Annotated in this window: 19 protein-coding genes; 4 read left to right on the forward strand and 15 right to left on the reverse strand. The window is 67.8% G+C overall.

Annotation, left to right across the window (positions count from 1 at the left end):
* The first annotated feature begins 108 nt into the window (after window positions 1–108).
* From GCE65_RS11585 to GCE65_RS11595, 3 genes are read left to right on the forward strand one after another with little or no spacing between them, the layout of a single operon-like run.
* Window positions 109–1032, forward strand: coding sequence for a hypothetical protein (locus GCE65_RS11585; RefSeq protein WP_153878504.1), 924 nt, complete (start codon window positions 109–111; stop codon window positions 1030–1032).
* On the forward strand, window positions 1029–3770 hold the full coding sequence (locus GCE65_RS11590; RefSeq protein ID WP_153878505.1) for a stealth conserved region 3 domain-containing protein: 2742 nt from the start codon (window positions 1029–1031) through the stop codon (window positions 3768–3770). Before GCE65_RS11585 ends, GCE65_RS11590 begins: the two co-directional genes overlap by 4 nt.
* Window positions 3771–3805: 35 nt before the next feature.
* Window positions 3806–5197, forward strand: a complete 1392-nt coding sequence (locus GCE65_RS11595; RefSeq protein ID WP_194928689.1) for a stealth family protein — start codon at window positions 3806–3808, stop codon at window positions 5195–5197.
* A gap of 3 nt (window positions 5198–5200) precedes the next feature.
* Here GCE65_RS11595 and GCE65_RS11600 read toward each other — a convergent pair whose 3' ends face one another.
* The 7 genes from GCE65_RS11600 to GCE65_RS11630 form a co-directional block, all read right to left on the reverse strand.
* Window positions 5201–5908 carry an SDR family NAD(P)-dependent oxidoreductase gene (locus GCE65_RS11600; protein WP_153878507.1) on the reverse strand — a complete coding sequence of 236 codons (708 nt, stop codon included), beginning with the start codon at window positions 5906–5908 and terminating at the stop codon, window positions 5201–5203.
* A complete protein-coding gene (locus GCE65_RS11605; RefSeq protein WP_153878508.1) occupies window positions 5901–6587 on the reverse strand; it encodes a 2-C-methyl-D-erythritol 4-phosphate cytidylyltransferase in 687 nt (228 codons plus the stop codon). The genes GCE65_RS11600 and GCE65_RS11605 overlap by 8 nt, the downstream gene beginning before the upstream one ends.
* Window positions 6588–6653: 66 nt before the next feature.
* On the reverse strand, window positions 6654–8180 hold the full coding sequence (locus GCE65_RS11610; RefSeq protein ID WP_153878509.1) for a glycosyltransferase: 1527 nt from the start codon (window positions 8178–8180) through the stop codon (window positions 6654–6656).
* A gap of 151 nt (window positions 8181–8331) precedes the next feature.
* Window positions 8332–9795, reverse strand: coding sequence for a threonine/serine exporter ThrE family protein (locus GCE65_RS11615; protein ID WP_228759921.1), 1464 nt, complete (start codon window positions 9793–9795; stop codon window positions 8332–8334).
* Between the two features lie 87 nt (window positions 9796–9882).
* A complete protein-coding gene (gene rpmF / locus GCE65_RS11620; RefSeq protein ID WP_152909933.1) occupies window positions 9883–10053 on the reverse strand; it encodes a 50S ribosomal protein L32 in 171 nt (56 codons plus the stop codon).
* A 60-nt stretch (window positions 10054–10113) separates the two neighbouring features.
* Entirely contained in the window at window positions 10114–10365 is a 252-nt protein-coding gene (locus GCE65_RS11625) for a type B 50S ribosomal protein L31 (protein ID WP_152909934.1), read from the reverse strand.
* A 226-nt stretch (window positions 10366–10591) separates the two neighbouring features.
* Window positions 10592–12742 (reverse strand): acyltransferase family protein, encoded by a 2151-nt coding sequence (locus GCE65_RS11630; protein ID WP_370460113.1) that lies wholly within the window; start codon window positions 12740–12742, stop codon window positions 10592–10594.
* Between the two features lie 940 nt (window positions 12743–13682).
* On the opposite strand from GCE65_RS11630, the gene GCE65_RS11635 reads away from it, so the two are divergent.
* Window positions 13683–14591, forward strand: coding sequence for a DNA-processing protein DprA (locus GCE65_RS11635; protein WP_153878511.1), 909 nt, complete (start codon window positions 13683–13685; stop codon window positions 14589–14591).
* A 213-nt stretch (window positions 14592–14804) separates the two neighbouring features.
* Here GCE65_RS11635 and GCE65_RS11640 read toward each other — a convergent pair whose 3' ends face one another.
* From GCE65_RS11640 to GCE65_RS11675, 8 genes are all read right to left on the reverse strand, one after another.
* Window positions 14805–15122: a nucleotidyltransferase family protein gene (locus GCE65_RS11640; protein ID WP_152909937.1), complete on the reverse strand. Its 318-nt coding sequence runs from the start codon at window positions 15120–15122 to the stop codon at window positions 14805–14807.
* A gap of 115 nt (window positions 15123–15237) precedes the next feature.
* Entirely contained in the window at window positions 15238–16284 is a 1047-nt protein-coding gene (locus GCE65_RS11645; protein ID WP_153878512.1) for an iron-siderophore ABC transporter substrate-binding protein, read from the reverse strand.
* 30 nt (window positions 16285–16314) lie between these two features.
* Entirely contained in the window at window positions 16315–17151 is an 837-nt protein-coding gene (locus tag GCE65_RS11650; RefSeq protein ID WP_153878513.1) for an ABC transporter ATP-binding protein, read from the reverse strand.
* 17 nt (window positions 17152–17168) lie between these two features.
* Window positions 17169–18269: an iron chelate uptake ABC transporter family permease subunit gene (locus GCE65_RS11655; protein WP_228759922.1), complete on the reverse strand. Its 1101-nt coding sequence runs from the start codon at window positions 18267–18269 to the stop codon at window positions 17169–17171.
* A gap of 5 nt (window positions 18270–18274) precedes the next feature.
* A complete protein-coding gene (locus GCE65_RS11660) occupies window positions 18275–19366 on the reverse strand; it encodes an iron ABC transporter permease (protein WP_153878514.1) in 1092 nt (363 codons plus the stop codon).
* A 22-nt stretch (window positions 19367–19388) separates the two neighbouring features.
* Window positions 19389–20363 carry a siderophore-interacting protein gene (locus tag GCE65_RS11665; protein ID WP_228759924.1) on the reverse strand — a complete coding sequence of 325 codons (975 nt, stop codon included), beginning with the start codon at window positions 20361–20363 and terminating at the stop codon, window positions 19389–19391.
* 207 nt (window positions 20364–20570) lie between these two features.
* On the reverse strand, window positions 20571–20834 hold the full coding sequence (locus GCE65_RS11670; RefSeq protein ID WP_153878515.1) for a type II toxin-antitoxin system RelE/ParE family toxin: 264 nt from the start codon (window positions 20832–20834) through the stop codon (window positions 20571–20573).
* A complete protein-coding gene (locus GCE65_RS11675) occupies window positions 20831–21118 on the reverse strand; it encodes a ribbon-helix-helix protein, CopG family (RefSeq protein WP_152909944.1) in 288 nt (95 codons plus the stop codon). The genes GCE65_RS11670 and GCE65_RS11675 overlap by 4 nt, the downstream gene beginning before the upstream one ends.
* Between the last annotated feature and the right edge of the window lie 36 nt (window positions 21119–21154).

The raw sequence follows: 21154 nt of genomic DNA on the forward strand, positions 1-21154 counted from the left end.
CTGATCTCATTCGGGTAGCATCGATCGCGAGCCCAAGGAGTCCCCCAGGCACACACAGTCCGTGTGACGCACTGGGCGAGCCAGCACCGCATCGGGGAAGGATGTTCCGTGGAACGCGCTAGCACGCGCCTCAAGAGGATCGCCAAGCGCCTCAGCCGGACAGCACTGAAGGCCGCTCGAACGGTTGTCTCCACGGCGCCACATGCGGACGCCGACGGCGTCTCACTAGCCGACGGGCGAACCCTCAACATTCGACTCTATGTACCACCAGGCGAGCATGCGCGAGCTCTGCGGTTCCGAAACGGTGCTTCCCGGCGCCGGATTCCACTGCTCATGAATTCGGATGCTGAATCTGCGACTATTACCGTGATGCTAGATGCCAATGGTGCCGACCTGCGCATTGGCCGCTGGACGATGTCGGTCGAAACCGAGCGGCACCGCCTCCCGCTGATGATCTCAGGGCCAGCGCGCAAGCACGCGACCGCGACCGTTATCCGCCCCCATCCGCCGGCACGCTCAGACCACCTGGTGCGACATATTGGAACAAACGCCTTGGGTCTGGCGGTCATCACAGTTTCGTCCCCCACTCCCTCAATCGACGTCACGAGCGTCGACGCATCCCTGTATCGGATTCGGCTCACGCTCACTCCCGTCGAAACGACAGTAGAGCGGATGTGGACACATAGACGCACGAGTCACACGCGCCTGGAAATCCCCTTCCATCGCATATCCGGTGCCGTGATCGTTGATCTGCCGCTTACGGCCATGGCGAACCAAGCGTACGCAGACGACGAGGCGAACCCCACCTGGGAAGTGGTGGTCGAGACACCTGCAGGCCACATGAAGCTCCAGAACGGCTTGAGCGACATTCGAAATCCTCGCAACGCCGTCCGATATAAGTCCATTCGTCTGGCCGGACAGCCTGGCCGACCAATTTTCCGACCCTACTGGACCTTGGACGCTCGACTCGCGATCGAGCAACGTTCGAGCACGAAACCAACACCGACAACGACGGCTGGGAGTCCCGTATGAAGATCGTCTACTTCGTCACCACGATCGATGCGGGCGCGGGAACCGAGCGCGCAATCATCGACCAGGCTAACCCCTTCGCTCGGGACGGAGACGCTGTCGAACTACTGAGCATTTACCGGGAAACCGGATCCCCGACCTTCTCGGTTCACGGCGACATCAACGTGCGATACATCATGGACGCTCCGTTGCAAAGTCCCGGAACCGGAGCGACACTCTCGCAGCGACTCCGCGAGGCGGACGCGCCGTCGCGCCTCATCCCAATCGAGTGGGACGATCAATTCTGCGCCAGTTCGGACGTGCTCGTCCAGGACGTTCTCCGCTCGCTTGAGTGCGACGTGCTCGTGACCACGACACCGGCCCTCGCCTACCTGGCGACCAGGTTCGCGCCTGAGCATGTGGTGGTGGTTGGGCAGGAGCACCGCGCCACCGGAGCACGAAGCCGCGCCTCGTTCGAACCACTGTCCATAGCAGCGCCACAACTCGACTGCCTCGTCTCCTTGACCCAACGCTCGACGTCCTGGCTCGAAGACCGACTCGGCGACCGCGCCCCGCACCTCGAGACCGTTCCCAATGCTATTCCCGCTAGCTTCTATCCACAGTCGAACCTGAGTTCGGACACTATTCTAGGAGCCGGCCGCCTCGTTCGAAGCAAAGGGTTCGGAGACCTGATCGAGGCGTTTGCACGAGTGGCCGACGACCATCCAACGTGGCGACTGCGCATCCACGGCGATGGACCCGATATGGCGCGACTGCGTGGCATCGCACGGCGAGTAAATCTAGAGTCGCGTATCGATATCACGCCAAGCGTGCCGGACCTGCAGACCGAGTGGGCCAAGGCGTCCATCTTTGCAATGGCGTTCCGAGGAGTCGAGGGGCTTCCGCTCGTCGCGCTGGAGGCAATGGCGGCTGGGCTACCGCTCGTCGCCTACGACTGCGAGACCGGGCCCGCCGAGATCATCGACGACGAAGTGAATGGATTCCTCATCCCATGGGGTGAGGTGGATGCGCTCGCCGCAGCGCTGACACAGCTTATGGGAGACTCGCTGCTGCGCGCCCGGCTAGCGGAAGGGTCACGCAACGTCTCCGACCGGTTCTCCGCTGCAAACATCCACCACAGGTGGCGTACGTTGTACGCCGACTTACTCGACCAAGCCAGAGCCACACCAGGGCGGATCGCACGCACAGCAGGCACAGCCGTAGCGAGTACGACCGTCCACTCGGAGTCGCCCCCGACATCGGTCGATGATCGTGCCTCCTTCAGCATCGTTCCTGAAGTCATGCCAGTCCACCGCCTGCGGACACCACAACTCGCCGACCGCAACCTCGGCCGAACCGTCGAAATGTTCGACACCGCGCAAATTCCCTATTTCTGGATACCCGGATATGACGCAAGCCGGCACTGCATCGCCATGCCGGAATCGGTGCGCCGCGATGTCGTCGAAATCATCCAGAACTCCGCTGACCCGTCACTTGAGGTCTACGGCCTTCGCGGAAACTCGCGTTTGACCGTGGAGCCGTGGCGCCCCGGCGCGGGCCAGCTACTGCCGATCCTCTTCCACACAGCGTCTGTTCTGCGGCTCTCCTTCACCGTGACCGACTCAACGGGCACACTTCGGGAAGGGCCCGCTGGCTGCGACATCGAGTTCTGGCCCGAGGATGAAGCCGGGGATCTCGTGCCGCCGCGCAATAACCGAATCGCAGATCGCGTCGCCGCGTCGGAATTGACGCGGCTTGAGGCCGTGACGATCGACTCCCGCCGCGTTCCGACTTTGCCGTTGGCGACACGTCACCTCTGGTCTTCGGTCCAGTTCCCTATCGATGTCGTGTACACATGGGTAGATGACACTGATCTTGCATGGCAGCAACGCCGAAACACGTTGCGAGACAGCGACAACGCCGGACTGCATCATGAGGCGACAAGCGCCGCCCGCTTCCGCAATCGCGATGAGCTACGTTATTCGCTCCGCTCGCTCGAGGAATACGCCCCGTGGGTCCGCAATGTCTACCTCGTCACGGCAGGCCAACGGCCAGCTTGGCTGCGGTCCGACTCGGACCGCTTGACCGTCGTGGATCATGAGGAGATCTTCCCGGATCCATCCGTGCTGCCAACCTTCAATTCACACGCGATCGAGGCGAACCTCCACCGTATCGAAGGGTTGAGCGAGCATTACCTCTACCTGAACGACGACACCCTCCTGGCACGTGCCAACCCTCCCGAACTCTACTTCACAGGGAGCGGGCTGACTCGGTTCTTCACATCACCGGTCAAAATCAACGGCGAGCGCCTCAATCCGCCGCCCCACATCGCAGCCGGATTGAACACGCGACGGATCCTCGAGACCGATTTCGGAATGACGGTCACCCAGGGCATGCTGCACACTCCGCACGCACAGCGACTCTCCATGCTCAAGGAGATTGAGGAACGGTATGCCACCCAGTGGAAGCGTACTAGTGCACAGCGCTTCCGGGGGCCGGACGACCTGGCAATCCCCTCGTCTCTCTCCCACTATTATGGGTACGCGACTGGAAGGAGCGTTCCTGGCTCGATCAGGTACACGTACGTACCACTGGGCAGCGAACACCTCGGGCGCTCGCTGACGAATGCCCTGCGGCACCAGCATCACATTGTGACCCTGGGAGAGCCCGCAATCCCGATTCCCGACCCCGAAGCTGTTGACTTCGCAGTAGACAATTTCTTGGAGGATTTGCTACCCATCCCGAGTTCCTTCGAGCTCTAACCCATATCGGAACAACCATGGCCCCGTATTCATATATGGCAGCCCGCCGACTGCTGGCGAAGATCAAGCGGGGCGCCCCCTGGCACCGGCTAGGCCCGGAAGCACCGACACGCATTCATAAGAATCGCGCCGCGAATCTAATCGACCTACACGCGGCGCGCGCGGCTCTGAAACAAGCTGCCCTGTCGGCGACGAGCGGCCTCCCTGCCGAATTGGCGCCCCTTGAGGACCGCCGCCCCCTGAACATCACGACGAGCAGCCCCGCCCAGGTACTCCACGAACTAAAAAAGATCCGTTTACTACGAGAATCGATTCACGAGACCGTGTCGGGCGAGACGGCCACTCTCACCCCAGCGCCATATCATTTCGGCCCACACACCCATGAACCCGGACTGAGGGTCCTTATTCGGGAGGTGGCGAATCGTGATATTCGCGCCTTCGATCCAGGCAGGCACCAATGGCCCGTCTCGAACGTCGATGGCCCAATCGACGTCGTCTATACCTGGGTTGATGGATCCGATGATGAGTGGCGTAGACGCCGGGACGCCACGCTCGCGCGCATTACTGCCATGCACGGTAGTCGGAGATGGCACACGAACGCCACAGACTCCTCCCGATTCATCGACTCCGATGAACTCCGCTACTCGCTTCGGTCGGTCTTCACGTTTGCCAATTGGGTCAACCACATCTACATCGTCACCGACCGGCAAGTACCGCAGTGGCTCGATCTCTCCCATCCGAAGATCTCCATCGTCGATCATAGTGAAATTCTTCCAAGACTAACATTTAATTCACATGCGATCGAGTCGGCGCTACACCGCATTCCCGATATCGCCGAAAGATATCTGTACCTAAATGATGACGTCTTCTTCGGACGACTAGCGTACCCGAGCGACTTCTTCCACCCAACGGGCCTCGCGAAGTTCTTCCCATCCGATCTACCAGTCTATCCAGGGCCACCATCCATTGAGGATCCGCCGATCATGGCCGCCGCCAAGAACGGACGAGACCTCATCGCGCGGCGATTCGGCCTGACGGTCACCTCCAAGATTCGGCACACGGTGCATCCCCAACTCCGCGACGTCGTGGAGCAAATGGAACGGGAGAGCCCGCGCGAGTTCGAACTCACGAGGAGTTCCCCGTTCCGCGCACCGACCGATATCTCCGTAGCTTCATCACTACATCACTGGTATGCCTCTGCCCTCGGCAGAGCAGTGGCAGACGAGCCGAATTACCTCTACCTGGACATCAGCAAACCGAAGTCGTGGCAGGACTTGGATGGCCTCGCAGCGCTGCGCCGTTACGACACGTTCTGCCTCAATCAAGAGGAGTCGGGCCCCTACAGCGTCCTGGCCCGGAGAGAACTCGCCAAGTTCCTGCCGAAGTATTTCCCGCTGCCCGCGCCCTGGGAACGCGACAACACGTAGAGGCTACTGTCGTACAACCAAGTTCTCGGAGTCGATGAAGCGACCCACGGGAGATGCGAGCGTCTCGATCACCTGGGCGACGTGACCAGGCTGCATGATCGTCCCCGGGTCCTCGTCCGGCGCCAGTACCCGGCGTAGCGCCGTCGCCGTCCGGCCCGGAGAGATGCACACGACTCGGGTGCCGTAGATCGCGAGCTCCTCACGCATCACCTGGCTCATGTTGATCACGGCGGCCTTCGATGCCGAGTAGGTCAACCACCCGGAGCGGCCCGTGATGCCGGCCGTCGAGGCGACGTTAACGATGAGATCGAACTGGTTCCCCAGGTGCAGCAGGTCCTGCACGAGGGTGAACGGCCCGTAGAGATTGACCGCCATCGTCCGCTCGAAGTCAGCGAAGTCCACCTGCTGGAGGGGCACCGGATTCGTGTAGCCCGCGTTGTTGACGAGCGTGTGTATGGTGCCGACCTCTCGATAGGCGTCGGAGATGGCCTGCTGCAGCGCGGCGCGGTTGCCGACGTCCACACGGTAGGCAACGATCCTCTTGCCATGGGGGTTGGCCGACTCCAGCTCGGCCACCGCCGCAGTGAAGTCGTCCGATTCCCGTGCGAACATGACGACGGTCGTGGTCTCCCCCGGCGCCTGTACGAGGCGCCGCACGGTCTCCAGGCCGATGCCGCGAGACGCCCCCGTCACGAGTGCAGTCTTATTCATCCTCGGCCTCCTCGCTCTGCAGCAGGTAGGTGGCGAGCCGCACGTCGATGGGTGTGGTCACCTTGAAGTTGCGGTCTGTTCCGTCGATGAAGTGCACGGGGTGGCCGGCGACCGCCACGAGGGTCGCGTCCTCCGTGAAGACCTCGTCGCGCTCGGAGGCGAAGGTGTGCGCGCTCGCGAGGTGGGTCTTGTTGAACTTCTGCGGCAGCTGCACGTTCCGCAGTCGGTCGCGTTCGAGTGAACCCGTGACCTCGTGTGTCGCCGGGTCGACGGGCGCGACGGTGAAGGGGATCGGCAGCATGAGCGAGACGTTCTCGTACTCGCTTGCGATCAGCCGCTCGAAGTCCTCCTCGCTGACCAGCGGGCGCGCGGCCTCGTGCACGATCACGTGGTCGTTCTCGCAGTGGGGAAGCATCACCGCGACGGACGCATGTCTCGTGTCCCCCGCCTCGACGAGGGTCACCGGCGTACGGATCGCATACGCCTCGAGGATCTCCTCGACCGCCTCCTTCCAGCCCGGCGGGTAGTTGAGGACGATCTGCGTCACCCCCTCGATCCTGTCGACCGCTACGAGTGAGTACACGAGGATCGGGATCCCCCGCACCTTGAGCAATTGCTTCGGCTGGCCGGCACCCACCCGTGCACCGATGCCGCCGTTGAGCAGTAGAAGGGAGTACACCCGTTGCTCCTCCAAGTCGAGATGATGTTCCGCCATGCTAGCCGTGCAAGCGCAGTCGTCGGCTCGCTACACCTGCGACTCGCCGTCGATGTCCAGCAAGTGGCGCCAGCGCGCGACGACCGTTGCATGGCCGAACTGGTCCGCCATTCGTTCCCGTCCGCTCGTGCCCATGACGGCCGCGCGCTCCGGATCTGACAGCACCTCGATCAGGCGCTTCGTCAGCTGCTTCGGCTTGTTGTCGGGCACGAGGCGGCCGTCGACGCCATCACGGATCTGATCGCTCGGTCCATAGTTGATGTCGTAGGCGACCACGGGTGTTCCCGCGGCAAGCGACTCGCCGATCGCGAGGCCGAACGACTCGACCTCCGAGGTGGAGACCGTCACTTGGCAGCGCGACATCGCGGCACTCACATCGCTGATCTGGCCGTGGAATGTGACGTAATCATCGAGGGAAAGCTCCCTCGTCAGGTTCTCGAGTGCCGCCCGCTCGGGACCTCGCCCGTAGACGTGCAGGTTCGCGGCCGGGATCGCCTTGCGGATGGCAGGAATGATTCGGATGAGCTGATCGATCCGCTTGCCCGGGTGCAGCCGGGAGAAGACGCCGATCCTGCCCTCGGCCTTCTCCGCTCCCTCGACCGTGGGCGCGGTGCGGATCCGATTCGGCACGACGTGGACGTTGTGTGCATCCGGATAGCGACGGCGCAGGTCGGCAGCCTGGGCCTCGGTTGCGACGACGACTGCGGGCATCTCCGCGAACCTCTTGAAGGTGTCCGCGTAGTCATCGCGGATATCGGCGCCGAACCGGAACGGCGGCTTGAAGTGATTCTCGTGCCACACGAACACGCGATCGGCGAGCCCGGGCTTCACATCGATCACCTTGCGAGCCGCGCCCGAGGAGTGGGCCACGAGCGTCGGACGTCCCGCAGCCCCCTTCATCAGCCCTTCGAGCCAGTCCACGTGCCAGGGCACATTGTGCGCGAACCGGCGGCTCTTTCCTACCTCGCGTGAGTTGACGTACAGGCCCGCGTGAGCGCCACTGTTCGGGTTGATCCAGCGGGCGAGGTAGCAGAAGCCGTCGGCGGTGTAGTACCGCTCCTGGTTCACCTTCCCGGTGACCAGGTCGTAGTGATACTCGAGCCCACAGAAGCCCGCGGAGTTGTACTCGCGGCGCACCACGGCACGCCGGGCCTGGAAATAGGTCGTCTGCACGGGCGCACCGCCACCGTCCCAGCGGCGGAACTTGATGTACTCGCCGTGTCGGTCGAAGTATCGAATGAACCGATCCTTCTCGAACAGATCGTCCTGCTCGATCAGTCCGTCCACCTCGTCGTCCTCGGCCATCGACCAGTTCGCCTCCCCGGGCACGGAGTTCTGCTCCATGAGGTCGAGGTAGATGTTGCGCACCCTCACGCCGTCCGGAATCTGACTCGAAGCGCGCCGCGACGCGATGGAGGACTCGAAACGTCCGTCGTAGTTGAACGTGAGCACGGTCGGCGCGAGCCCGAGCCGTAGGAACATCTCGGCCTGAGCGAAGACGGCCGTGGTACGACCGCCGACGCCCAGTTGGTGAGGTGCCAGGAAGATCTCGCGCATGCTGGCAACGTAACAACCCCGGGAGACGTGCGGTAGATGCGAAGGTGTAGTTCTCGCGTGAGCAACGTGACGAATCCAACGCCCCTGTGAACGGGCTGAGGTGCGCCTGGGTGCAAGCTGGGCATACGTTGCCCTCGGTGTTGACTCTCGACTACCGGGCGCCCCGCGTCCGCCGGGAGGCGATGATCGCGGACCGGTCGAGGCCGAAGGTCTGGCGCGTGAGGAAGCCGCCGATGGTGGTCCCGGCGGCGAGCCCGAGGCCGACCGCGATGGCGGAGACGAGGGCGGGCATGGCCGCGGAGATGCCGTACTCGGAATCCATGATCGAGTAGAGGGCGCGGTAGACGGCCAGGCCGGGGATGAGGCCGATGATCCCGGCCATGGTCATGGCCGACTCCGGCACCTTGAGCCAGCGGTACACCAGGTACCCGAGCACCCCGGCGACGACGCCCGCGAGACCGGGCACGACACCGGGCTGGTCGGTCAGGGGAAGCAGCACGTAGTAGACGGCGAACACGAGGCCGGCGACTGCGGCCATGAGGGGGACGACGCGCAGGTGCACATACGAGGTGAGCGCGAAGCCGACCCCGATGAGCGCGGCGCCGACCACGCCGGCGACGAGTCCGCCGTCCGGCCCGAGGGTGGTGCCCACCCGCATCGGCACTCCCAGCCGGATCGCGACACCGATCGTCACCGAGATCCCCACGGCCAGACCGAGGGTGAGCATCACCACTTCCATCCCCCGGGCCGTAGCCGTGACGTAGTAGCCGTCGATGGCATCGCGTGCCGCCGCGGTGAGCCCGATACCTGACAGCAGCATGATGATCCCGGAGATCACGATGACCGTCGGGCGGTTCGCCCCGGGCAGCTCGATGCCCATCGACCGCAGCCAGTACATCCCCACGGCGGCCCAGGTCGTGATCATGGCGGCGGCGATCTGCCCGAAGAACGCGGCGATGCCCCACTTGGCCATCCTGCGGGTGAGGAGGTCCACGGCGATCGCCGCGACCGCGGCCACGATCACGAGCACGAAGCTCGCGTCGTACATGACCACGACGCCGCCGGCGAGGGTCGCCTTGCCCGCCGTGACAAGCCAGCGCCGGTACGGATGGGGCTGGGTGAGGATCGCGCCGAGGCGCTCACGGGCCTCGTCGACGTGCATGAGCTCGTCGCCCGCGGTGATCTCGTCGATGAGCCGGTACACGGCCTGGAGCCGCGCATAGTCGGTGGTGCGGACCTTGACCACCCGCATGACCGAGATCGGATCCTCGTTCAGGCCCCGGTGCACGCTGATGGTGACCGAGGTGAACGTGATGTCGACGTGCGTGCCGTTCAGTCCGTATCCGGCGCTCATGCGCAGCACGGTCGCCACGACGTCCGCGGCCGAGGCGCCCGTGGCCAGCATCGCCTCGCCTGCCCGCAGGCACAGGTCGATGACGGCGCGGGCGTGGCGCTGGCTCACCGCGTCGTCGCTGCCGGCGATCGCGATCTTCTGGGTCGGCTCGCGGATCCCGCGTACGGCCTGACCGGCCATGAGCACGAGGGAGCGTCGTGGCTTCCACTGATAGTCACGCCACGTGTGACGCGCGGGGGTGGTCTCGATCTCGTCCGTCACGCTTCTACTCTAGGTCCGCAGAAAGAACGAAGGGCCGCCCACCGGGCAGCCCTTCGATGCATCATCGGCGCTCAGGCGCCGCACTTGTCAGTCCTCGACGTCGACCAGGCCGCGCTCGACGCCACGGGCCAGGCGCCGAGGCACCTTGACCTCGCGGCCACCGGAGCGGACTGGGACCAGGTCAACGACCTCTGCCTTCCACTGCGAACGACGCGAGCGGGTGTTGCTGCGCGACATCTTGCGCTTGGGAACTGCCATGGCCTTGCCTCCTCTTCTACGACGGTTACGCGCGCCGGGGAGCCCGGCGCAAACTCAGGTCTACTTGCCGGCGTTCGCGTAGCGACGACGGAACTTCTCCACACGACCAGCGGTGTCGAGGATCTTCTGCTTGCCGGTGTAGAACGGGTGCGAAGCGGACGAGATGTCGACATCGACCACCGGGTAGGTGTTGCCGTCCTCCCACTCGACCGTGTTCGCCGAGGAGATCGTCGACTTCGTCAGAATCGAGAAGTTCGCCGAGATGTCACGGAACACGACCGGCTGGTACTCCGGGTGGATGTCCTTCTTCATATCAACTTCCTACAATCGGGTGTTCACGTGGGCGCGGGCGCCAACGGGCGGGTACTCGCCTCGGTTGGTGCTGACCGCTCCTGGAGGCTCCAAGGCACAACTCTCTCACGTTGAGCCCGGACGATCATACTCCAGAGCCCGGGGCTGATGCACGCCGGGCCGGACGGCTGTGGCCTAGACCACCGGGACGCCACCCGGACGCACCGCGAGCTCGCCGCGTCGTCGGTCACTGCGAGAACAGGAACCCGGCCGCATCCCGGAGCCCGAGTTCGAGGAACGGGGTCACGGTGCGCATGTACGTGGCCGAGACGTGGTGCTCGTCGCGCATGACGATCGTGTCCCCCGCGACGGCCGGGCAGTAGGTCGCGTCGCAGAACGCGGCCGTCAGATCGAGCGGGGTCACGTTCACGGGTATGCCCTCGGCGGTCCGCATCGGAGAGGCCATCTCCAGCGACGCGTCGCGCGGCTGGCCGCACTCCCGCGGATCGACTCCCACGCGTTCGAGGCACTCCGCCGCGGACTCCTCCAGGCGTGGGGTGTCCCGGACCGCCACGATCGGGATCCCCGCATCGGCCAGCTTCGACCAGGCGCCCACGGCCCCTGCGGCCACGTGTTCGTACCCGCCCTTGGTCGTGGTGCCGAGGGTGAAGACGAGATCGGGTTCCAGCTGCGCGATCAGCGGCAGCGCATCCCGGTTCCAATCCCGGCAGCTGTCGTTGAAGCCGAGACCGTCGACGTTCTCCCAGTCGACCGTCAGGTGGCATCCGCCCTTTTCGAGCAGGATGAGTTCCCACGACTGCTCCTCGGCGATCCGGCTCATCGCCGGCCACCACTGCCCGATGTGCGAGCCGCCGGTCATGACCACCCTCCGTAGCGGATCGGCCGGCACGTCCCGGCACACGAGCACCTCATCGAATCCGTCACGATGGCTCTGCACGCACGATTCGTCGTAGATCGCCGGCAGGTCCCGGGAGAGCACGGTCAGGTCCGGGACGACGTCACCCGGCTCGTAGGGATCGAGGCTGATCGGCTCTCCCGACATGAGCACCGCGGCACCCGGATACTCGCCGCCGTCGACGATCGCCTGCGCCAGGAGCGCATCCTGGCGCTGCGAGAGGCTCGACGCGGCAGCACCGGTGGTCAGGGCGACCACCGTCACGCTGGCGACCGCCCACGCGAACTTCCGGCCCTGGCTCCGCACGAAGCGCCAGTTCTGGGCGGGGTCCTCGATGAAGCGCTTCGACAGCCAGGCGAGTCCGACCGATGCCGAGAGGATCGCCACGGCCTCGAGCGGGCCGATGCGCTGCAGGCCGAACGTCGCGAGCACGAAGATGAGGATGGGCCAGTGCCAGAGGTAGAGGCTGTAGGAGATGTCGGCCGCGAAGGTGAACGGCTTGGTCACAAGTAGGCGATCCACACCCCACGGCGAGGTCGTCATCCCGCCCGCCAGCACGAGGATCATCCCGATCACCGGCCACGCGGCCAGGTACCCCGGGAAGAGGTTCCCGCCGTCGAAGATCAATCCACAGGTCGCGATCATCGCGATGCCGGCCCAGCCGCTCACGACCCTCCCGCGCATCGAGAGCTTGACGTACGGCAGCAGCAGCGCGGCCAAGCCGCCCAGTGCGAACTCCCACATCCGAGCCCCGGAGTGGAAGTAGGCGACCGGCTGGTCGACGGCCGTGAGATACACGGAGTAGGAGAGGGAGCCCACGAGAACCAGGGCGAGCACGCCGACGAGAGCCCACCGCGGCGACACCTGCAGCCGCAGGGCCAGCATCGTGACGGCCATGACCACGAGCGGAGCGACGAGATAGAACTGGCCCTGCACGGACAGCGACCAGAAATGCTGCAGCGGACTCGTGTCGGCCCCCGCGGCGTTGTAATCGAGTTGGGAACCGACGAGTTCCCAGTTCTCGTAGTAGAGGATCGTGGCCCTCAGTTCACGCGCCACCTGCAGCCACCGTGATTCGGGCAGGAGGAAGTAGGCACCGACGGCCACAGCGAGGAGCACGGGCAGGATCGGCGGCAGGAGCCGCTGCCCGAGCCGTCCGAAGTGCTGCACGAGGCTGATCCGGCCGTTCCCCTTGATGGCGCGCCGCAGCAACGACCCTGTGAAGAGGAAGCCCGTGATCGCGAGGAATACGTCGATTCCGCCGGAGACCCGGCCGTTGCCGAAGAGGTGGAACAACACCACGAGGCTCAGGGCAAGCCCGCGCACGCCGTGCAGTTCATGCCGGAACACACCCTCCGCGGTCGCCTCGCGGCGCGGCCGCGCGGCATGGCGCGGTGGGGCGGCAGGGCCGCCGGAGGGGTCGGCTGGGACACGCCTCTCGCCTCCCGCGTGGCGGGGAGGATTCGCGAATCGACTCAGCACCGCGGACGACGGTAGCAAGACCGTCGTCTCGAGGTGGCCTCACCACCGGCCAACGTGCGCGGTTTCACTCTCGCGTGGCTCCCCGCCCACCCGGGCGACCGCGCTACGCGGGCCGACCGGGCGTCGTCCATAGGCCCTGCCGCAACCGGCGCCCGGCGCCCCGACGCGCGGTCCGGCCAAGGCGGGCCGACACGCTGGATACGAACTTCGACGCAGGCAAGGGCATCACACCCGACATGAATCGACGCGCTGGACGAGGAGGCTCGCCGCCTCGACGTCACCCCGGCAGTCGATCATCACGATGTGGATCGGGGCCGCGTCGACGCGGCCCGGACACCGGCTGCATGATCATTCGGCGTTCGGCGATGACCGAACACCGAACGGGCGTCACGATGCAACGACGTGCGCCCACTCATCCGGCAACCACCTGTGGTCGCGGGCGGATTGGCGGCGCCCCCTGCCAGCGCGAACGGGCATGCATGACGGGGGCACGACAGTTGAACTGTCTCTCCGCGGGAACTACCGTCGGCAGCGGTAGCTGGGATGAGACAGTTCCCGGAGCGCCGATTCGAGAAGCCCACACTCCGGCGTGGGCTTCTGCGCGTCCCGGCATGACCGAGATCATGCTGTGGGCCCGCATCGATGAAGCCCCGGAAACCTGGCGCCTCCGTGAGGCGCACCGATGCACGCAGCCCCGCGTTCAGCTACACCGGCTTCAAATCATCCCCGAGCAACGGAGCCTCCCCTTCGGCGCTCGCGTCGACCACCAGAGACGACCGGCCCGCCCACCTCGGCGAGTCACAGCCAACGAGCACGTCCATCCTTCCGTCGAGCGCCCGCGCATGGGTCGCGCGAAGAGATCCGACACACAGCCCGGCCGGCCGAGATTCCACGCTCCCGCTCCGATTGGAACGTCGGACCTACCGGTTACCATGCGGCTATGGGCACACGGGATCGAGAGTTCGCGGCTCTACTGACGCTGCTGCGCCACCGACGCCACAGCACCGGTTGGGGTGAGATTGCCGCCGATGTGGCAGCCGCGGGAAGCGCTGTCCAGATTCTGAGCGGAGCCGATGGTCCGGCACTCTTCGGCGACCCCGAACTCGAGGCCGGGCTCGCCCGGGCAACCGCGGAGGTCACCTCGTGGGCAGAGGCCGGGCATCGGTGGCTGACGGTCCTCGACGCCGATTACCCGAGTCGGCTCTTCGGAATCAGGGAGACTCCACCGTTCCTGTTCTACCAGGGCACGCTCCAGGAACATGATCAGGGCATGTCGGTCGTCGGATCACGCTCCGCCTCCGACCATGGCCTGCACTTGGCCGACCGCGTCGCGCGCCATCTCGCATCCAGGGACCTCACGGTCATCGCCGGTCTCGCCGACGGCATCGACACGGCCGCTCATCGCGCGGCGCTCGATGTAGACGGGCGGACCGTCGCAGTCCTGGGCACGGGCATCACCAAGTCCTACCCGGCATCGAACCGAACGCTCCAACAGGAGATCGCCACCCGAGGGCTCCTTCTCTCCCAGTCCTACCCGGAGGCGGCACCGTCCAAGCAGTCCTTTCCCATGAGGAACGCCACGATGTCCGGCTACGGCCTCGCGACGATCGTCATCGAGGCGGGCGAGCATTCCGGAACCAGGATCCAGGCGCGACTTGCGTGTGAGCACGGACGCCCGGTGATCCTCACGAGCCGCGTCGCGAGAACCACGACCTGGGGCATCGCCCTGGCGACGCGCCCGAATGTGTTCGTCGTCGATTCGTTCGACGAGCTCACGCAGGCGATCACCGAAGTGTGTGAGGCACCGGCGCGGTTGAGAGGTGCGCTCGACGAACTGGCGTCCGCGTGAGTCGACAGTTTCCCGAGCGTGTCGCGCGCGTCGGCGACTACCTCACCGCGATCGCGGGCAGCTACTTGCGCACGGTGACCGCGGGACCGTGGACCCGGGCCGCCTGCCCCTGACCACCACCCCGGGGACGATCGGGCGCACGCACCTTGCCCATGCGCCGACACGCGGTGACGAGACGTCGGTGCCTTCCCTGCCCCTCGGCCTCGGCGAGGTTCACAGCGGCACGGTCTCGGCCAGGATAGACAGCCCCACACCCGTGCGATGCGCCCGTTCGCGCACGACGTCGGCGTCTACGACGTCAACAGTCGCCCCGGCCACGCGCGACAACTCCTCGCCCAAACGAATGAGGTCCCGCTCGACGCCAGGCGAGAACTGCACGATCAAGTCAAGGTCTGAGGAGTCGGTTGCTTGACCACGCGCAACAGACCCGAACACCCCGGCCGCCTCAACGCCATAACTGGCGAGCACACCGCGGATGGCCTCGCGGTGGGCCGCGAGGCCGCCAGGCGCAGTGACAGCAGGAACATTCATCTCGTCAGTGTCTCATCACCACATCAGCGACGAAAGGAACCCGCCCACCGGTAGCTGACCTCCCGCCTGGGCGACCCGCGCTACGCGGGCCGCCCGGGCGTCGTCCATAGGCCGGCTACGCGGCCTTCGCCGCGGCCGAGAGCGCTTCGAGGTAGGAGTCCAGCCCCCACGTGAGCGAGAGTGCGGTCGGCGGGGAGACCGCGGCCACGAGCTCGGGACCGGTGATCGAGGCCACCGCCCCGGAGGTCACCGCCGGGATCGTGGCCGCATACGGCGCCGCGAGGAACGCCTCCTCCTGCTCGGGGGTGTCCGCGTAGGACACGAGCACATCCGAGTCGAGCTCGGAGAGCCGCTCGTGGCTGAGCGTGTAGTAGAACGTCTCGTCGCCGTTCGCGAGCTCGGTCACCGCCGGGGCGTCGACGAAGCCCAGGTCGCGCAGGAAGCCCACCCGCGGATCGGCGGGCTTGTACACGTAGAACGTGCCCGACACGTCCCACGTGGCCGCGATCGTCTTGCCCGCGAACTCGGGGTGATCGGCGGCGGCGCGCTCGAGGGTGTCGTCGATGTCGGCGAGCACGGTGGCCGCCTCCGTGGTCCGGCCGAGGGCCTCGCCCACGATCTCGACGACCTGGCGCCACGGCGTGCTCCACGCCTCGTCCGGGTAGGCCACGGTCGGGGCGATCTGACTGAGCAGCTCGTACTGCCCGGCCGTGATACCCGAGTACACGGCCAGGATGAGGTCCGGGGAGGCGGCGGCGATCTCCTCGTACGCCGGCTCCTCGGCGGAGACGGGCAGCATCACCGGCGTCGCGGCGCCGAGGTCGGTGAGCTCCTCCTGGATCCACGGCAGCACCCCGTTCTCGTCGCCGCCGTAGGGCTGGGACTCCATCGCCGTGGGCACCACCCCGACGGCGATCGCCGCGTCCGCGCTCCCCCACCCGAGCGTGACCACGCTGTGCGGATCCGCGGGGACCACCGTCTCCCCGAAGGCGTGCTCGATCGTCGTGGGGGCGCCTTCCGTGTTCGCAGTGCCGCCGGTATTCGTGGGGCCGTCGGTACCGGTCGGGCTCGCGGGTTCCTCGCCCGTGCCGCCGCTCGAGCAGGCGGTCAGGGCGAGCGCCGCCGCGGCGAGCGCGACGAGGATGCGTGGACGTCGGATCATGGAATCTCCCGGGTCGTGAGGGGCGAGGGGTCAGGGCGCGGCCGGCTGCGGCGCGGCCGGTGGGCGATGGAACCGCCCGATCGGCACCACGAGCGGGGTGCCGCTGATCGGATCGGGCACCACGCGCGATTCGAGGGCGAACGCGTCGCGCACGACCTCGCTCGTGAGCACCCGCTCGGGCGGGCCCTCGGCGGTGATCCGCCCGCCGGCCATGACCACGAGGTGGTCGGCGTACCGGGCGGCGAGGTTGAGCTCGTGCAGGACCATGACGATCGTGGTGCCGCGGGCCCGGTTGAGCTGATGGAACAGGTCGAGCAGCTCGACCTGATGGGCGAGGTCGAGGTAGGTGGTCGGCTCGTCGAGGAGCAGGATGTCGGGATCCTGGGCGAGCGCGACCGCCACCCACGCCCGCTGCCGCTGCCCGCCGGAGAGCTCGTCCATCGCGCGCCCGGCGAGCCCGGCGCACTGGGTGAGCTCGAGCGCGAGGGCGACCGCCGCCTCGTCCGTGCGCCGATCCCGGCGCAGCACCCCCTGATGCGGGTACCGCCCGCGGCCCACGAGATCGGCCACCGTGATGCCGTCCGGGGCGAGCGGCTGCTGCGGGAGCAGGCCGACCATCCGCGCGAACTCCTTGCCGCCGTGGCGGCGGATGTCGCGCCCGTCGAGCGTGACGCGCCCGCCGCTGGGCCGCAGCAGCCGCGCGAGCCCCTTGAGCAGCGTCGACTTCCCGCACGCGTTCGCCCCGACGATCACGCTCACCTGGCCGCGCGGTACCTCCAGGTCGAGCGTATGGACGACGCAGCGCCCGTCGTAGGACAGCGACAGGTTCTCGGCGGCGAGCGCACGCGACGTCGTGGGCTGGGTCATCGGGTCTCTCCTCACATTCAGCTGCGGCCCGTGGCCAGCAGCCAGAGCAGGTACGGGGCGCCGATCGCGCCGGTGACGATGCCCACCGGCACCGGGGAGTCGGGCAGGAAGGCGCCGAGGGCGGCGTCCGCGCCGAGCACGACGCACACGCCCGTGAGCGCGGCGGCCACGAGCGCCGGGCCACCGTCGCGCACGAGGCTGCGGGCGATCGGCGGGGCGATGAAGGCGACGAACGCGATCGGGCCGGTCACGGCCGTGGTCAGGGCGGCGAGGGTGACGGCCAGGGCGAGGATGCCCAGCCGGGTGTGTTCCACCCGCACCCCGAGCCCGCCGGCCTGGGGGTCGCCGAGCTGGAGGGCCTGCAGGGCGGGCCGGGTCAGCGCGAGCGCCGGCAGCAGGATCGCGAGCGCGACGGCGAGCACCGCGATGGAGTCCCAGCGGGCCCCGCCGATCCCGCCGACGGTCCAGGCGAGCGCGCGGGACACCTCGCGCACGTCGCCGCGGGAGATGAGGTAGCCGAGCACCGCCTGGCCGGCGAACGCGAAGCCGACGCCCACGAGCACGAACCGGTAGGCGCCCACCCCGCCCCGCCAGGCGAGGGCGTAGATGGCCAACGCCACCCCGAAGCCGCCGGCGAGCGCGAGCAGGGAGAGCCCGATGCCCGAGACCCCGAGCACGAGCAGCCCGAACACCGCCGCCACGCTCGCCCCGCCCGAGATGCCGAGGATGTCCGGGCTCGCGAGCGGATTGCGCACGAGGGTCTGGAACAGCGCCCCCGAGAGGGCGAAGGCCGCGCCCGCGAGCACGCCGAGGGCGACCGTGGGGGCCCGCAGCCGCCAGAACACGAAGCTGCCGCCGCCGGTCGCCTCCGGACCGCCCGCGAGGATGCGCGCGAGCTCGCCGGGGCTGAGCGGATAGGGCCCCGTGGCCAGCCCGACGAGGACGAGCGCGACGGCGGCGAGCCCCAGGGCGGTGCACACGAGTACGCAGCGGGTGCGACGTCGTCGTAGAGCGGCCGCGAGAGCGGCCCGGGCTGTCGGCTCGGTGCGCTCGGTGCGCGCTGTATGCCCTGTGTCTTCTGTGGGGTCGGTGCCGCCGGAGGCGGGCGGTGCGGGCACGGTGATCACAGCGACCCCAGCCGGGTGCGGCGGGCGAGGGCGATGAGCACCGGCGCGCCGAGCACGGCCACGACGATGCCGGCCTCGAGTTCGCCCGGGGGCACCACGAGGCGGCCGATGATGTCGGCGCCGAGCAGGAGGATGGGGCCGCCGATCGCGCAGAAGGCGAGGATCCAGCGGTAGTCGGTGCCCACGAGCTGGCGCACGGCGTGGGGCACCATGAGGCCCACGAACATGATCGGCCCGGCGAGCGCAGTCGCGGCCCCGGCGAGCAGCACCACGGCGAGCCCGCACGCGATGCGGGCGAGGGTGAGGTTCTGGCCGAGTCCGCGGGCCAGGTCCTCGCCGAGGGCGAGGAGGTTGAGCATCCGACCCGAGGCGAGGGCGAGGAGCGCGCCCGCCGCGAGGAACGGCAACAGCGTCACGGCGGCCTCGGCGCCGCGGCCGGCCAGGGAGCCCACCGACCACAGCCGGTAGCTGGCGAGGGTCGCCGTGTCGGTGAGGAGCACGAGGGTCGTGAGCGAGGTGAGCCCGGCCGTGAGCGCCATGCCCGCGAGCGCGAGGCCCACCGGGCTCGCGGCGCCGCGCTGGAGGGCGCCGATTCCGTAGACGAGGCCCGCCGCGCACGCGGCCCCGGCGAGCGCGAACCAGATGAAGGCGGCCGGGCTCGTCAGGCCGAGCACCGAGATCGCGAGCACCACCGCGAACGACGCGCCCGCGTTCACCCCGAGGATGCCCGGATCGGCGAGCGGGTTGCGGGTGAGGCCCTGCATGACCGCGCCCGCGAGGCCGAGCGCGGCGCCCGCGAGCAGCCCGACGATCGTGCGCGGCAGGCGCAGGTCCCGCACGACGACGGTGGCCGGATCCTGGCCCGGACTCGTCAGCGCGTGCCACACCTCGGCGGGGCCGATCGCCGCGGCGCCGAGCGCGAGGCTCAGGGCGATCACGACCGCCAGCGCCACGACGAGGGCCGCGAGCGCCAGCCACCGGCGGGCCGGGCTCGGGGCGCCCACCGGGTCCGGTGCGCCCGCGCGGTCCGGTGCGCTGCGGGGGCCGGCGACCGGGGCCGGTGTCACGTCGGCCGTCACGTCGCCCATCACTGGGGCGGGACTCCGGTGATCACTGGGCCTCGGCCCTGCCCAGGCGCCAGTAGCCCATGAAGGAGACCCGGGTGCGGGTGATGCCCGTGGTGGTCACGAGGAGGCGGCGCAGGCGCTTGATCACGCCCGCCTCGCCGGCCAGCCACGCGTAGAACTCACCGCCTCGCACGCAGTACAGGTCGCCGAAGGAGTCCCATAGCAGGTCGCGATCGACGTCGACCTCCTCGAGTCGCTGCTCGGAGGTCGACAGGGCCGCGAGGTAGACGTGGGGGTGGGCCGAGACCCAGGCGGTCACGGCCGGCTCGAGGAGGGTTCCGTGGCCGGCGCCGTTGCGCGGCAGCCACGTCACCTGCGTGCGCGCCGCCGTGACGATCGGCAGCACATCCTCGCTCGCGGGCACCTCGAGGAACACGTGCGCCTCGCGCTCGGGCCCGAGGTGCTCGAGGATCGAGCAGATCGCCGGGGCCGCGGTCTCGTCGCCCACGAGGAGGATCTTCTCGGCGGTGCCGGGATGGAAGTCGATGCCGATCCCCGAGTCCCGGGAACGGGCGTCCGGGCCGACGAGCACGAGCGCATCGCCCGGGACCGCCTGCTCGAGCCAGCGGGAGGCGGGGCCGCCGTCGGGGTGGGTGACCATGTCGACGTCGACCTCGCCGGGGCGCACGGCCCGCACGGTGTAGGTGCGGAACGGGTTGCGGTCGGCGTCGGGCAGCTCACGCCACCGCTTGTACCAGTCGCCGGCCGCGATCGTGGCCGGGTCGTTCCAGCCGAAGTCGGCGACGTGGCCGGCCGGGTGCCCGCCGGGATTGTCGCCCGGGTGGGGAAGCACGATCTTCACGCGCTGATCGAGGCGGTCGGTCCCGAAGGAGTCGAGCTCGTCCCCGGCGAATGTGACGCGCACGAAACTCGGGGTGATCCTGCGAATCCGCGCCACGCGCACCGCGTACGGGCGGTATCCGGGGCGGGTGTCCTTGGCTACGGTCGACGTGAGCACGAATAAAGTATGGCACGCCTTACCTAATTCACTGCTACGCATCCGGGGTCGACTTCGTGTGTGCCCGACCACGCGCCGCGCCGCCCCGCCGATCCAGCGCGCCATCGCCACAGCACAGCGGGGCGGATACACCACCACCGCGGTGGCCACACGTCCCCGCTCCGGGACCTCCGATCGGGCCCGTCGCGGATTCGGGCGATCACCGGCTCATTCGTAGACGCCGCTGCGGTGGCCGATCTCGATCACGAGCACGACCAACCGTTCATCGCGCAGGTCGCAGATGATCCTGTAGTCGCCGACGCGATACCGCCACAGGCCGGCCAGACCTCCGGTGAGCGGCGCACCTCGGTCCCGCGGGCTCTCGAGTGTCGTGATCGCGCGAAGCGCGGCACGAACACGCCGGGCGGTCTGCGGATCAGCCTTCCGCAGCCAGCGTGCCGCCTCGGGCGACAGTTCGACTTCCCAGGTCACTCGATCTCATCCACGAGACTCGGATCGACCGGATCGTCACCGAGCCCCAACTCGCGCTCGACCACGGCGAGCGGCACTGCCTGCTGCCGCCCGGAGCGAAGGTCCGCGGCGCGCTCGACGATCCGCTGCTCCCACTCCAACTGTGCCAGGTCACGCTCCAGCACCTCGCGCACAACATCCCCCTGGCTTCGTCGCGTCGCCGCGGCGAGCGCCTCGACGCGCGCGCGCAGGCCTTCGGGAAGTCGCACCGAGATGGGCCGCCCCAGCGGCGTCGTCGAGTTCATGTAAACATTGTATTCGTTGTGTACATGCCGGGCAAC

It is taken from the genome of Pseudactinotalea sp. HY158 (genome assembly GCF_009660225.1).
Lineage (GTDB): Bacteria > Actinomycetota > Actinomycetes > Actinomycetales > Beutenbergiaceae > HY158.

Excerpts from the sequence above, each read along its gene's own strand:
- GCE65_RS11645 (WP_153878512.1), bottom strand. The coding sequence starts at position 16,284 with ATGATCCGACGTCCACGCATCCTCGTCGCGCTCGCCGCGGCGGCGCTC.
- GCE65_RS11595 (WP_194928689.1), top strand. The coding sequence starts at position 3,806 with ATGGCAGCCCGCCGACTGCTGGCGAAGATCAAGCGGGGCGCCCCCTGG.
- GCE65_RS11660 (WP_153878514.1), bottom strand. The coding sequence starts at position 19,366 with ATGGGCGACGTGACGGCCGACGTGACACCGGCCCCGGTCGCCGGCCCC.
- GCE65_RS11675 (WP_152909944.1), bottom strand. The coding sequence starts at position 21,118 with ATGAACTCGACGACGCCGCTGGGGCGGCCCATCTCGGTGCGACTTCCC.
- GCE65_RS11635 (WP_153878511.1), top strand. The coding sequence starts at position 13,683 with ATGGGCACACGGGATCGAGAGTTCGCGGCTCTACTGACGCTGCTGCGC.
- GCE65_RS11640 (WP_152909937.1), bottom strand. The coding sequence starts at position 15,122 with ATGAATGTTCCTGCTGTCACTGCGCCTGGCGGCCTCGCGGCCCACCGC.
- GCE65_RS11625 (WP_152909934.1), bottom strand. The coding sequence starts at position 10,365 with ATGAAGAAGGACATCCACCCGGAGTACCAGCCGGTCGTGTTCCGTGAC.
- GCE65_RS11650 (WP_153878513.1), bottom strand. The coding sequence starts at position 17,151 with ATGACCCAGCCCACGACGTCGCGTGCGCTCGCCGCCGAGAACCTGTCG.
- rpmF (WP_152909933.1), bottom strand. The coding sequence starts at position 10,053 with ATGGCAGTTCCCAAGCGCAAGATGTCGCGCAGCAACACCCGCTCGCGT.
- GCE65_RS11610 (WP_153878509.1), bottom strand. The coding sequence starts at position 8,180 with ATGCGCGAGATCTTCCTGGCACCTCACCAACTGGGCGTCGGCGGTCGT.
- GCE65_RS11600 (WP_153878507.1), bottom strand. The coding sequence starts at position 5,908 with ATGAATAAGACTGCACTCGTGACGGGGGCGTCTCGCGGCATCGGCCTG.
- GCE65_RS11590 (WP_153878505.1), top strand. The coding sequence starts at position 1,029 with ATGAAGATCGTCTACTTCGTCACCACGATCGATGCGGGCGCGGGAACC.